12 protein-coding genes are annotated in these 13,008 nt (G+C 70.2%); 3 read left to right on the top strand and 9 right to left on the bottom strand.

Annotated features, from left to right (window positions below; translation table 11 throughout):
- Nucleotides 1–27 precede the first annotated feature (27 nt).
- Entirely contained in the window at nucleotides 28–1,317 is a 1,290-nt protein-coding gene (locus CACI_RS41690; protein WP_015796984.1) for an MFS transporter, read from the top strand.
- 104 nt (nucleotides 1,318–1,421) lie between these two features.
- Complete coding sequence (locus tag CACI_RS51820) at nucleotides 1,422–2,195, top strand: hypothetical protein (RefSeq protein WP_015796985.1); 774 nt, start codon at nucleotides 1,422–1,424, stop codon at nucleotides 2,193–2,195.
- Nucleotides 2,196–2,254: 59 nt separating this feature from the next.
- On the opposite strand, the gene CACI_RS41700 is transcribed toward CACI_RS51820, so the two are convergent.
- Nucleotides 2,255–2,728 (bottom strand): NUDIX hydrolase, encoded by a 474-nt coding sequence (locus CACI_RS41700; protein WP_015796986.1) that lies wholly within the window; start codon nucleotides 2,726–2,728, stop codon nucleotides 2,255–2,257.
- 95 nt (nucleotides 2,729–2,823) lie between these two features.
- Nucleotides 2,824–3,396, bottom strand: a complete 573-nt coding sequence (locus CACI_RS41705) for a CGNR zinc finger domain-containing protein (protein WP_015796987.1) — start codon at nucleotides 3,394–3,396, stop codon at nucleotides 2,824–2,826.
- Nucleotides 3,397–3,549: 153 nt separating this feature from the next.
- Here CACI_RS41705 and CACI_RS41710 point away from each other — a divergent pair, with 153 nt between their 5' ends.
- Entirely contained in the window at nucleotides 3,550–4,500 is a 951-nt protein-coding gene (locus CACI_RS41710; protein ID WP_015796988.1) for a DMT family transporter, read from the top strand.
- A 77-nt stretch (nucleotides 4,501–4,577) separates the two neighbouring features.
- Here CACI_RS41710 and CACI_RS41715 read toward each other — a convergent pair whose 3' ends face one another.
- The 7 genes from CACI_RS41715 to CACI_RS41745 form a co-directional block, all read right to left on the bottom strand.
- Nucleotides 4,578–5,846, bottom strand: coding sequence for a C40 family peptidase (locus CACI_RS41715; RefSeq protein ID WP_015796989.1), 1,269 nt, complete (start codon nucleotides 5,844–5,846; stop codon nucleotides 4,578–4,580).
- Between the two features lie 182 nt (nucleotides 5,847–6,028).
- Nucleotides 6,029–6,574, bottom strand: coding sequence for a GNAT family N-acetyltransferase (locus tag CACI_RS41720; protein ID WP_041543877.1), 546 nt, complete (start codon nucleotides 6,572–6,574; stop codon nucleotides 6,029–6,031).
- A gap of 60 nt (nucleotides 6,575–6,634) precedes the next feature.
- Nucleotides 6,635–7,267: a Uma2 family endonuclease gene (locus CACI_RS41725; protein ID WP_083795991.1), complete on the bottom strand. Its 633-nt coding sequence runs from the start codon at nucleotides 7,265–7,267 to the stop codon at nucleotides 6,635–6,637.
- 137 nt (nucleotides 7,268–7,404) lie between these two features.
- Nucleotides 7,405–10,239, bottom strand: a complete 2,835-nt coding sequence (topA, locus tag CACI_RS41730) for a type I DNA topoisomerase (protein ID WP_015796992.1) — start codon at nucleotides 10,237–10,239, stop codon at nucleotides 7,405–7,407.
- Between the two features lie 300 nt (nucleotides 10,240–10,539).
- Nucleotides 10,540–12,030 carry a DUF7059 domain-containing protein gene (locus CACI_RS41735; RefSeq protein WP_015796993.1) on the bottom strand — a complete coding sequence of 497 codons (1,491 nt, stop codon included), beginning with the start codon at nucleotides 12,028–12,030 and terminating at the stop codon, nucleotides 10,540–10,542.
- 30 nt (nucleotides 12,031–12,060) lie between these two features.
- Complete coding sequence (locus CACI_RS41740; RefSeq protein ID WP_015796994.1) at nucleotides 12,061–12,414, bottom strand: hypothetical protein; 354 nt, start codon at nucleotides 12,412–12,414, stop codon at nucleotides 12,061–12,063.
- Entirely contained in the window at nucleotides 12,411–12,905 is a 495-nt protein-coding gene (locus tag CACI_RS41745) for a DUF6247 family protein (protein ID WP_015796995.1), read from the bottom strand. The genes CACI_RS41740 and CACI_RS41745 overlap by 4 nt, the downstream gene beginning before the upstream one ends.
- Between the last annotated feature and the right edge of the window lie 103 nt (nucleotides 12,906–13,008).

A 13,008-nucleotide genomic window follows, 5' to 3' on the forward strand; every position in this document is an offset into this window, starting at 1 on the left:
CGATGCTAGCCGGGATGTGCTGAGCGCATGACTACGGCTTCCACGCGGCCACCGGGGACGGACTCGGGCGCGGCTTCACTTCCCCCGCCGCCGAACCCGCGCCGCCGGCTTGAGATCGCGACGTTCGTCAGCAGCTTCGGGAACGGCCTGTACCTGACCGTCGCAGCCCTCTACTTCACCCGGACCCTCGGCTTCGGCGCCTCGCGGGTCGGCGTCGTCCTCACCGTCGCCGGGCTCGCCGGGGTGCTGGCGAGCCTGCCGGCGGGGCGCGCGGCGGACCGGTTCGGGATCAAGCCGGTGTACACGCTGCTGCTCCTCGCCGAGGCGGTGACCCTCGGCGCGCTGGCTTTCTGCACGTCGTTCTGGGCGTTCGCGGTGGTCGCGTGTCTGTCCACAGCTGTGGATCGCGCGGCGTCGGCGGTGCGTCAGGCGTTGTACGCGCAAGCCTTCAACCCGGAGACGCGGGTCGCGGACCGAGCGGCGATCCGGGCGGTGACGAACGTGGCGATCGGCGTCGGAGCCGCAGCCGCCGCGCTGGTGTTGCAGGCGGACAGCCGGTGGCTGTTCCAGGCGGCGATCCTGAGCAACGCGCTCAGTTTCGTGGGCGTCGTGGTGCTGTTGCCGGGGATCGCGCTGCGCGAGCCGGTGCGCGAGTCGGTGAGCAAGCCGGTGCGTGACGCCAAGATCCCTGACGCTCCCGCTTCCCGTCGTTCCACGAGGATCCGCGTAGCGCGCTCCTACCAAGCGGTCTCGGCGCTCAACGCCGTCATGACGCTCCAGTTCGCCTTCTTCGACATCGGCCTCCCGCTGTGGCTGCTCCAGGACACCCGCGCGCCGCGGTTCATGGTCTCCGGGATGCTGATCCTCAACACCGTGCTGGTCGCGCTGTTCCAGGTCCGCGTGGCGCGCGGGGTGGCGGGGATCGCGGCGGCGGCGCGGGCGACGTGGGTCGGGGCGCTCATCCTCGCCGCCGCGTGTGTGGTGACGGCGTGCGCCAAGGGACTCTCACCGGTCGCGGCGGTCGCGGTGCTGCTGGTCGCGGCCCTGCTCCTGACCGCCGGGGAGATGCTGAACCAGGCCGGCGCCTGGACCCTGAGCTACGACCTGGCCGACGAGCGCGCGGTCGGGGCGTATCAGGGTGCGTTCAACGCCGGGACGGCGGCGGGGCAGATGGCCGGGCCGCTCGTGGTCACGCAGACCGCGATCCGGCACGGGCTGGCCGGGTGGGCGGTACTCGGCGCGGTGTTCGCGCTCGCCGGGCTGGCGATGGCGCCGGTCGCGCGGTGGGCGGCCGCCGCCCGGCGATCCGAGCCCTGACACCACGGACCCTGACACCACGAACCCTGACACGCCGGCTGGCAGGCGGCGCCCGCTCCCGGCTAGCATCGGGCCCTCCGCGACCGGCGAGAGGGACCGCAGCAATGAGCAAGTACCGGGTCAACGTCTGCCTGCCGCCGTCGGCGCTGACCGACGTCGAGGGCGCGCTGGCCGAGGCGATGGCGCCGTTCGACATGAACCGCGGCGAGTCCTTCGACCCCGACGCGACCTGGGACTGGTACCGCGTCGACGCCGGCCGCCAGCGCTTCGCCGTCCAGCCCCGCCACGACGGCGACCCGCGCCTGATCCACGCCGACCCGGTCATCGTCGGCACCCCCCACGAACCCCTCCGCTGCGACGGCGGCCCGCGCGGCCTCCTGGACTTCGACGCCTGCCGCCGAGCCGCCCGCGCCGAGGCCCGGACCTACTGGCAGGCCCAGCACCGCGACTTCGAGCGCCTGGTCGCCGACCACCCGCCGGCCGAACCCCTCACCGCCTTCCTGGCCCGCCACGCCGCCGACCCCGAGGGCTACCCCCGCACCGAGGCCGTCGCGGACCACCACGCGCAACCCCTCATCAAAGCCCTGAACCACAAGTCCGTCTTCGAGCGCTACCCGAACCTCGGCGCCTGGGTCCTCGGCCCGGACACGGACCCGATCACCATCTACCGCCGCGACGCCGAGCACAGCTTCGAACTCGCGGAGACCTGGGCCGTCGCCCGCGCCGCGCTCCTGACCCTCGAGGGCGAGTGGATCGGCATCAAGCCCTACAGCGACGACGCGGACGAGGAGAGCGACACCTTCGCGCGCCGGTCCACCGCGTACCTCGAGGAGCTGGACGAGGATTGCCTGGTCGTGCGGCTGTTGTGCCACTGCTGAGGCGCTGATGCGTGATGCGCTGAGGCGGTGATGCGGTGTGCTTGGCGGCGCGATCAGCCTCACGCCTGCGCGAACCACGCAGCTTCCCCGCCGTCGAGATAGCGCTTCACATAGGCCTGATGCCGCGCCGGCAGCTCGGGCAGGTCCGCGATCGGGAACCATCCCACGTCGACCGACTCGTCGTCGTTGACCCGTGCGGAGCCGCCGGTCGGGGTGCAGACGAAGACCACGTCCATGAACACCGTCTCGTCGCCGTTGGGGTGCGTGAACTGCCCTGTGGCGTCCACCGCCAGCACGCGTTCGGCGCGCGCCGTCACGCCGGTCTCCTCGTCGATCTCGCGCACGATGCCCGCCGCGGGCTGCTCGCCCGGGTCCAGGCAGCCCGAGACGAGGGTCCACTCGAGGGTGTCGGCGCGCCGGACCAGGAGCACCCGCTGCTCGTCGTCGACCACGAGGCCGGTGACCCCGGGGAGCCACAGGAGGTCGTGGCCGATCTTCGTGCGGATCGCGACGATGAACTCGGGAATCGGCATGCTGCCACGCTATCGGCGCGCGACTGTAGGTTCCGTGTTTCGCTGTCCCATGGCGATGCCGTGAACTGCTCGTACCTAGGGGTCCGGTCCTTGTGTCACCTTGATCGATCCGCGGATCGTGTCATTTCCTCAGGGGCGGCCTTGCGGGCTGCGTAGGCGCGGGATTTGACCCGGTTGCCGCATACGCGCATGGAACACCACCTGCGGCTGTGATTCTTCGACAGGTCCCAGAAGACGAGTTCGCAGGTGTGCTCTGCGCAGCGTTTGAGGCGTAGGGCGTCGCCGGTCAGACGCAGCTGCGTCCAGGTCAGGGCGAGGGTGGCGAGCGGTTGCTGTGACTGTGGCAGTCCCGGGCTCGGGCTGAGCGGGGCATCCTGGATGCTCGCGTGCAGCGGCAGGGCGCGTAGAACCGCGTCGGCCGCCTCGACGGCGTCGACCGCGGGGCTCACCCCGACGTTCACGCCAAGCTCTTCGCGGATACCGCCTCGCAGCGCGAGGTACTGGGCGTGCACCTCGGGGTCCAGGTGCAGGTGGTGCTCGAGCAGACCGTGCGCGAGGAGCCAATCGGCCAGCCTGCCGGGTGTATCGAGGGCGTCGGTGCCGTACTCGAGGTTGAGCGAATTCGCGAACGCCTCGATCAGTTGAGCGGTCGGTGGCGGTTCGAGCACGGGTGCACCCCTTCCCGAGGCGTGGCCGAACGGGGCCTTGAAACCCAGGTTACACCGGCTATCGCGATGACCGGTTGTCTCCGCGGGTCTGGCCGTGCAAGACTCCCAGTCCGAGGAATAACCAGTGAAGCAAATAGATGGTTAGGACGTGCCATGGGTGGATCGCTGCTCGTCACCATCGCGATCACGCTGCAGGCCCTGTCGAACGGGCTATTGTCGGACCACCTCAGCGGCGCCGAGAGCGTGCTGCTCTCCTTCCTCGCCTTCGGCACCTCAGCGCTCGTGTTCGGCCTGGCCACCAGATTTCGAGCGAGCGAGGACCGTCAGCCGCTACGCGGTGCGCGACTTCGGCTGATGCTGCTGCTCAATGTGGCCACCGCCGTGACGTTTCTCGGTTTCTACTGGTCCCTCTCGGTGATCCCGGCGCCCCTGGCTTCCGCGGTCGAGACGGGCATCGGGCCACTCGCCCTGGCCTGCCTGCTGATCCGGCGCTCCGGCGGCGTGCGCCGCCTGGTCGAGATAAGCCTTGGCGCGCTGTCCCTGCTCCTGGCACTGCTCGCGGGATGCCGGATGGCCTCGAACGGCCGGGTCGAATCCCCGGCGTTGCTGCTGGGCGGGGTGGGGATCGCTGCCGTCGCCGGGTGCTCGGCGGCAGGGATCGCAGCCCTCTCACACCGCCTTGGCCAACTGCGCGTCTCTCCCGCGCAGGTAACCGCCCACCGTTTCCACCTCACGTATCTGCTTGCGCTGGCAGTTCTGGTGTCCGGCAGCCGACCTGCGGGCGGTTGGGCCGGGTCGAGCGTCGCATTCATCGCGGCGGTCGCGGTGCTCGGCGCAGCCCTTCCCCTGTACGTGCTCCAGATCGGCATGCAGCGCACCGCGCCCCTGGTGGTGACGCTGATGGCCTCCGCCGTACCCGGCCTCACCTATCTCATGGCATCGCTCGTCGGGCGGCAGGGCTTCGACATCGTCACCTTCGTCCTGTTCAACGGGAGCCTGGGCGTCGCCTTCCTGGGGCCCGTCCTCGTCCGGCGGCTTCCACGCACGGCGGCAGACGTCACTCGAGCGAGCGGGCAAGCTGAGCTGCGGTTCCGCGAAGCATGACCCAAGGGACCAGCGGGGGCCACGGAAATTCGGACGGGGACATGGAAACGCGGAACCGACAGCGGCCGGGCCCGCTTTCACGGCCGTCCGTAGAAGCTGGGCGGGCCGTTGATCCACAGCGACTGCTGCTCGACCACGCCGCCGGGGTGCGGCGCCTGGATGATGCGGTCGTTCCCGATGAAGATCGCCTCGTGGTAGATGGTGTGCGGGTCGCTGGGATCCTCGGCCCAGAAGACCAGGTCGCCGGGCCGGAGCTGGTTGTAGCTGAGCGAGTGCATCGCCAGGTACTGCCACTGCGCCGGGTGCGGGAAGGACCAGCCGCCGGCTTCCAGACCGCGCATCGCCAGGCCTGAGCAGTCGAAGACGTCCGGACCCGCGCCGCCCCAGACGTAGGGCTTGCCGAGCTGCGCGTAGATGTAGGCCAGCATCTGGCGGACGGCGCCTTGGGCGTACGGCACGGGACCCGCCGACACCGAAGCGCTCGGCGTCCACGTCCCGCCACGGCCGTTCGACGAGGTATGCGACTGCGTGTGCCCCGCCCCGGCAGGGGACGCCGCAGCCGCTGCCGCCTGCCGAGCCGCCGCCTGCTGCGCCGCGAGCGCCGCCAGCCCGGCCTCGCGCTGCCGCTCCAGCCCGACCTCGACGCCCTGCGCCGCCGCCAGCTGCCGCAGCAGCCCGTCCTGCTGCGCCTGGATGCCCGCGACCTGGCTCTGCGCGTCGGACGCCGCCGTCCGCGCCGCGCCCAGCGCGCTCTGCGCCTGCGCCTCCGCGCGCCGCTGCTCGGCCGCCGTCTGGTCGGCGCCGCGGCGAGCCGCCGTCGCGGCCGTCGTCGCCTGCCGGGCGTCGGTCACCGCCAGCGCCTCGGCGGCGTCGTGGTTCGCCAGCGCCTGCCGCTGGACGGCGAAGTCGTGAAGCGAGCCGGCGCGCAGCAGCGTCAGCGCCGCCGCCATGTCCGGGCCCTGCCGGTACGTCGCGGCGGCGAAGGCGCCGAGCCGCTGCTCGGCCTGGTGCTGCGCGTCCAGCGTGGTCGCGGCGCGGGTCCGGGCGGCGTCGGCGGCCCGCGCCGCGGCCGCCGCCTGCGCCACGGCGGTGTCGTACGCCTCCGCCGCCAGCCCGGCGCGCGCCTGGAGCGAGTGCAGGCGGCCGTTCGCCGCGTCCAGCGCCTGCTGGATCTGGGCCGCGGCCGACTGCCGGTCGCTGACGGCGGCCTTGGCCCGGTCGATGTCGCCCTGGCCGGGGACCACCGGGGTTCCCGGGTCGGCATGCGCCGCGGCACCGAGCAGCGCCACGGTCAGGACCGTGGCCGTGACGAGCGTCGCCCGCCGGCCGTGCCCGCGACCCCGCATGCCGAACTCCTTCCGCGCCGCCCGAGTGAGTGAGTGTCCGAATGGCTGTGGGATGAGCTACCCACAGTCATGGGCGACCTTTCATCACAAAAAGCGCGTATCGCGGCAGGCGTGGTCAGAGAGTCGGAGGTTTCCACCGAACGAGGGAATCCAGGAGGGCACACCCCGCCCCGAAAGGAAGATCACAAAGTTCTGCGGTACCGCGTCTCGTCCAGCACCTCGGCGCCGGCCTCGAAGCCGGAGACCCCGCCGTCGTGCCGCCACCCGGTGTGCTCGTAGAACGCCCGCGACGCCCCGTTGGTCGCCAGCACCCACAGCGTCGCCTCGCGGTACCCCTCGTCCCGCAGCCGCCGCAGCGCGACATCCTGCAACCGCGCCCCGACCCCGAGCCGCCACATCGCGGGGTCGACGTATATGGCGTACAGCTCCCCCACGCTGCCCTCGCTCTCGTCGGCATCCCGGCTCGGACCCACCGAGGCGAACCCCGACACCACCCCGCCGACCTCGGCGACCAGCACCGCCACCCGCCGCGCCGCCCGATCGACCAGCATCCGCCGCGCACTGAGCACGAACCCGTCCACGGACAACCCGGCCAGATAGTCCGCCGGCATCAACCCCGAATACGCAACCTGCCACGCCGCATGCCGCACCCGCCCGATCCCCTCGGCATCCCCCGCCACCGCCTCCCGGACGACGACGCCATGGGCCGGCCGCGTGCTCGAACTCATGCGCGTCATTATGACCGGTCCGCTCCGCGCCCGGTCGGCGGAACGCGGCAAGGAAATCGATCAGTCGTATTCGTCGAGCCTGGTGAAGTCGATGTCGATGTCGAACGGCACCGAGACCTTCAGCCGCTCGCCGAAAGTGCCGACCAGACTGTAGTCGCCCGTGAGCGGGTCAAGGACGTACACATAGGCGATCATCCCCTCGCCGTCCCGCTCGACGAGCCACAAGTTCTTGATCCCGGCTCGCGCGTACTTCGGCGACTTGACCTCATGATCGCGCTCGACGGACTCCGGCGAGACGATCTCGATGGCCAGCGCGATGTCCTCGGGGCGATAGAAGGTCTCGCTCATGTCAGGGCGCATCGCCGAGGCGGCGACCACGAGGACGTCGGGCTCGGGCCGGTTCCGGTCGTCCAGCCACACGGTCATCTCATGGGTGACACGCCAGCCCTCCGGCGCGCTCGACCGCAGCACCGTGCGGAGGAAGAACATCACCAAGCTGTGCCAAGCACCTTGCGGAGACGCGAAGACCAGGCTTCCGTTGAGCAGTTCGGTGTGAGCAGGGAGCTCAGCCAACCGCTCGAGGTCGGCGGAGGTGAAACCGCCAGCGGGAGGAATGATCCAACTCGGCCAATCCTCTTGAGCAGACGCTCCCGCAGACCATTCCGAAGCGGAGGGTGCGGCTGCCGAGCTCATGCCCCGATGCTACGAAAAGCAGCTAGATCGGCGCTTGGCATCACGGACATCAAGGCTTTTCTTCACTCGGAAGAGCGAAGAAAAGCCGACCGCGTTCACTCCTCGGAGTGACGGCCGAACCGCCACCCCGACCTGCCCTACTTCGTCCCCGAATTCGCCGTCTTCTTCGCGGCGGTCTTCTTCGCGGCCGTGGCCTTCGCGGTCTTCGTCCCCGACGAAGCCGCCGTCTTCTTCGCGGCGGTCTTCTTCGCGGGCGCCTTCTTCGCCGTCTTCTTCGCCGGTCCCTTGGCGCGCTTCTCGGCGAGGAGCTCGTAGGCCCTCGCCGGGGTGATGTCCTCGACCGTCTCGCTCTTGGGGATGGTCACGTTGGTCTCGCCGTCGGTCAGGTACTCGCCGTAGAAGCCCGACTTGATCACGATCGGCTTGCCGGAGACCGGGTCCGGGCCCATCTCGCGCAGCGGCGGCTTGGCGGCGCCGCGGCCGCGGGCCTTGGGCTGCTTGTAGATCTCGAGGGCTTCCTCGAGGGTGATCGTGAAGATCTGCTCCTCGGAGGTGATCGAGCGGGAGTCCGCGCCCTTCTTCAGGTACGGGCCGTAGCGGCCGTTCTGGACCGTGATCTCCTCGCCGGATTCCGGGTCGGCGCCGACGACGCGCGGCAGCGACAGCAGCTGCAGCGCCTCCTCCAGCGTCACGGTGTCCAGGCCCATGTTCTTGAACAGCGAGCCGGTGCGGGCCTTCACCGCGTTCTTGCCGCGGGTCGGGGTGCCCTCGGGGAGGATCTCGGTGACGTACGGGCCGAAGCGGCCGGCCTTGGCCACGACCTCGAACCCGGTCGAGGGGTCCTTGCCGAGTTCGCGGTCGCCGCTGGGCTGCAGGAACAGCTCCTCGGCGAAGGCCGGGGTCAGCTCGTCCGGCGGCAGGTCGTCCGGGACGCTCGCGCGCTGCTGGGTTCCGTCCTCCAGGTTGCGCTCGATGTACGGGCCGAAGCGGCCCACGCGCAGGATGATGCCGTCCTCGCCCACCGGGAAGGAGTTCACCTCCCGGGCGTCGATGTTGCCCAGGTCGGTGACCAGGTCCTTCAGGCCGCCGAGGTGGTCGAAGACCGCGCCGTCGCCGCCGCCGCTCTTCAGCGCGGCCGGGGCGGCGCCCGGCTCCTCGCCGGTCGGGCCGAAGTAGAAGCGCCGCAGCCACGGGACGCGCTGCGCCTCGCCGCGGGCGATGCGGTCCAGGTCGTCCTCCATGCGCGCGGTGAACTCGTAGTTCACCAGGTCGCCGAAGTGGTTCTCGAGCAGCCCGACCACCGCGAAGGCGATGTAGGACGGGACCAGCGCCGTGCCCTTCTTGAAGGCGTACCCGCGGTCCAGGATCGTGCCCAGGATCGTGGAGTACGTCGAGGGCCGGCCGATCTCGCGCTCTTCCATCTCCTTGATCAGCGAGGCCTCGGTGAAGCGCGCCGGCGGCTTGGTCGAGTGCCCGTCCGCGGTGACCTTGGTGGTGGTCAGCGCGTCGCCCTCGGCCACGGCCGGCAGCCGCTGCTCGGAGTCGTCCAGCGCGGCGTCCGGGTCGTCGGTGCCCTCCACGTAGGCCTTCAGGAAGCCGTGGAAGGAGATGATGCGGCCGCTGGCGCTGAACTCCACGTCCCGGCCGTCGGAGGCGGCGCCGCCGACCTTCACCGTCACGGTGTGCCCGGTCGCGTCCTTCATCTGCGAGGCGACGGTGCGCATCCAGATCAGCTCGTACAGGCGGAACTCGTCGCCCTTCAGGCCGGTCTGCGCCGGGGTGCGGAACGTGTCGCCGGAGGGGCGGATCGCCTCGTGCGCCTCCTGCGCGTTCTTCACCTTGGAGTCGTAGCGGCGCGGGACGTCCGGCAGGTAGTCGGCGCCGTACAGCTCGCGCACCTGGGTCCGCGAGGCGTTCAGCGCGGTGTCCGACAGCGTGATGCTGTCAGTACGCATATAAGTGATGTAGCCGTTCTCGTACAGGCTCTGCGCGACCCGCATGGTGCGCTTGGAGTCCATGCCGAGCTTGCGGCTGGCCTCCTGCTGCAGCGTGGTGGTCCGGAACGGGGCGTACGGCGAGCGCCGGTAGGGCTTGCGCTCCACGCCGCGCACGCTGAAGTCGGCGTCCCGCAGCGCCGCGGCCAGCGCCTTGGCGGTGACCTCGGTGAGGTGGGCGACGTTCTGGCTGCCGGACTTGAGCTGCCCGTCCGGTCCGAAGTCGCGGCCGGAGGCGACGCGCTTGCCGTCCACGGAGGCCAGCCGCGCCGTCATCCCGCGCGGATCGCCCGGCGCCGGCGCCTTCAGGGTCTCGAAGGAGCCGGTCAGGTCCCAGTACTCGGCCGCGGTGAACGCAATGCGCTCCCGCTCCCGGTCCACCACCATCCGGGTGGCCACGGACTGCACGCGGCCGGCGGACAGCCCGGTGCGGACCTTCTTCCACAGCACCGGGGAGACCTCGTAGCCGTAGAGCCGGTCCAGGATGCGCCGGGTCTCCTGGGCGTCGACCAGCTGCAGGTTGATGTCGCGGGTGTTGCTGACGGCCTGCTGGATCGCCTCGCGGGTGATCTCGTGGAACACCATGCGCTTGGAGGGGACCTTGGGCTTGAGCACCTCCTGCAGGTGCCAGGCGATGGCCTCGCCCTCGCGGTCCTCGTCGGTGGCGAGCAGGAGTTCGTCGGCTTCCTTGAGCAGGTCCTTGAGCTTGGCGACCTGCTTGCGCTTGTCGGCGTTGACCAGGTACAGCGGCTCGAAGTCGCCGTCCACGTCCACGCCGAGCCGGCCCATGGAGGTGCCCTTGTACTTCTCCGGCACCTCGTCCGCGCCGGCCGGCAGGTCCCGGATGTGGCCGACGGAGGCCTCGACGGTGTAGCCCGCACCGAGGTAGCCCTTGATCGTCTTCGCCTTGGCCGGCGACTCGACGATGACCAGCCGGCGCGTCGAGCCGCGCGAGTCCGCTGAACCCTTGCCTGCCACCGTTACCTCTGCTTCCCAGCCTCTAGCCCCAAGGGATACGCGCTTGGGCGTACCCCGCACACCGCGGCGCGACACGTCGTCCGGATACCGCGACACCAACGGAGAGTGACCGTACCTCAGCCGTACGTCTCCGCGCTGTCTACTGTGTCCTACTCGTTGTCTTGAATGGTCGGCGTACAACCGAACGTTAACCCGAACTGGCGTATAGGACGGAACCGGAAAACACCAGAGGTGGGACGGATGTGACGCAGGACAACCGGTGTTGAGGGCATCGACGCTGATGGCGGGCCCGGGTGCGGCCTAGGCCACGGGGAACAGATAACCGTCCTCCACCAGCCCCCGGATGGCCTCGACGGCTCCGGTGCGCAGGCTCCGGCCGTCGATTCCGTAGCGTTCGCCGACAGCGTCCAGGATTTCCCCGAGCGGAGTCTCCCCGTCCGAGGCGCCGACCACGGCCGCGCCGACCGGGTCGATGTCCGCCGAGCGCATGAAGCCCTCCTGCTGGCTCAGCCGCGAGGAGTCGCTGCCCCAGCCGCTGCCGCCCTCGTACGTCGGGCGCGCGACCTGCTCCCAGCGCACGTCCGGCGCGACGGCCAGCTTGCGCCGCATGAGCTCCTCGTCGTCGGTGCCCCGCAGGAAGTCGTGCCGGGCGAACCAGCTGGGGATGTGCGGCCCGAGCGGCTGCTCCACCGGGTGCGAGATCTCCTCCAGCCGCATCAGCGGGCTCTCGGCGCCGGCGTTGTGCAGCGTGATCCAGCCGAAGCCGATCGCGCTGACCCGGTTCTGCTCGAAGTAGTCCAGCCAGGCGTCATAGCGCTGCGGGTAGTCCGGGGTGCCGTACTCGCCGGAGTCGCGCAGCCAGAGCTCGACGTACTCGGCCGGGTCCTGCGCCTCCCGCTGCACCACCCACGCGTCGCAGCCGGTGTCCCGCACCCACTCGGCGACCCGCTCGCGCCAGTCCACGCCGTCCACGTGCAGCCAGTTGGCCAGCACCTGGCACCACCCGTCCTCGGCCAGGTGGCGGTGGGCGTTGCTGACCAGCCGGCGGCACACCTCGTCAGCCGGCAGCCCGGAGTCGCGGTAGACGAAGCGGCCGCCCTGAGCGCCGTTGTCCGGCGAGATGACGAACGGCGGATTGGAGACGACCAGATCGAACCGCTCTCCCTCAACCGGCTCAAACAGGGAACCCTCGCGCAGGTCGAACGGACCGACCCCGGAGAGCTGCTGCGTGAGCCGCGCCAGCTTGAGCGCCCGCGGGTTCCGGTCGCTGCCGACCACCCGCTCGACGTGCGTCGACAGGTGCAGCGCCTGCACCCCGCCCCCGGTCCCGACGTCCAGCGCGGACCCGAACTGGTCCCGAATGGTGAGCTGCGCCAGCGTGGTGGACGCACCCCCGACCCCCAGCACGTGATCCTCGCGCACCGGATGGCCCTGCCCCTGCGCGTGCAGCCCACCCGACAGGTCGGAGACCAGGTACCAGTCATGCCCGTCATCGTCGCCATACGGCCGGATGTCGATAGCCGCCCGCACCTGCTCTCCATCAACCGCGACCAGCCCCGCAGCCACCGCCTCCGCAACCGGCAACGCCGCCTCGACCGCCTTGCGATCCACCGCCTGCTGCAGCAGAAAGAGCCGAACCAGACTCTCCACCGGCGAACCCCCAGCCGTAGCCCGCAGCGCCGGCACACTCTCGCTCCGAGCCAGCGCCGCATAAGCGAGCGGACCGAGGACCTCCAGGACCCCGTCCACGGTGTAGTCGGCCTTGATCAGGGCTTCGCGCAGCTTCTCCATGGGTCCATTGTCGGCCAAAAACGAGGCGGATCAGTCGGTGGCCTTCGGGTGGCCGAGTCCGGCGAAGTCCAGCCAGAGCGTCCGCTTCACGACATCGATGTGGTACCAGATCCGTCCTGCACCGGTGACCTCGTACTGCCAATGCTCTATACGCACTCCACCCCTGACCACGAACGCGAGTTCGTACTTCAGTTGGTGGTGCCTGGCTGTTGGTTCCGTGGGCCTGGGATTCGAGCGGATCGTCTCATACGCCCGCCTCGTATTTCCCGGAGCCTTGCCGCACAAGTCCCGCCAGCCGTCGACCGATTCGGTGTTCGCATACCGGATCCGCCACTCACCCTCGACTACCGGGGGTGCCACATCGTCGTGGCGTTTCGGGCTCATCCGGCTTCCTGGCCCGGCTGAGCCGGCACATCCACCGGCCCGAAGTCGTCCTCTGGGGAGAACTCGCGCGTCAGCATCCGGTACAGCTCGGGGTCGGCGTGGATCTCGGCAGTGTGCTGCCACTCGACGATCACCTGGGCGACCGGGCGCAGGTTGCGGATCTCGGCGGAGGCCCGGGCGACGCCGACGAGCTCGGCCAGGAATTCGTCGACGGCGGCGTCCGGAAGGAACCTCGTCCAGGCGAAGACGCCGAGCACCGAGCTGCGAAGCACCTCGGGCGCGGGCTCCCGGGCGATTATGCCGACCAACAGGCGGGTCGTGACGTCGAAGATCTCGGCGTCACGCTCGGCACGCTCGGCGGCGACCAACATCAGATCCGGCTGGTTCCGACGCACTAGGCGCAGCGTCTCGGCCCGATCCAGCCGCGACGTGGTCTCGCGGGGATGCTGGATCAGCTCGGAGAACGGCACGGATTCACTGGTGGTCGCCATGACTTCAAAAGTACTTCAAAGGTCTGGCGTGCACCACTGGGAATCACCCGAAATGGGGCGCCCCCGACCCGAAGGCCGAGGGCGCCCCATTAATAGGAGAGAA

It is taken from the genome of Catenulispora acidiphila DSM 44928, from assembly GCF_000024025.1.
In the GTDB taxonomy this organism is placed as follows: domain Bacteria; phylum Actinomycetota; class Actinomycetes; order Streptomycetales; family Catenulisporaceae; genus Catenulispora; species Catenulispora acidiphila.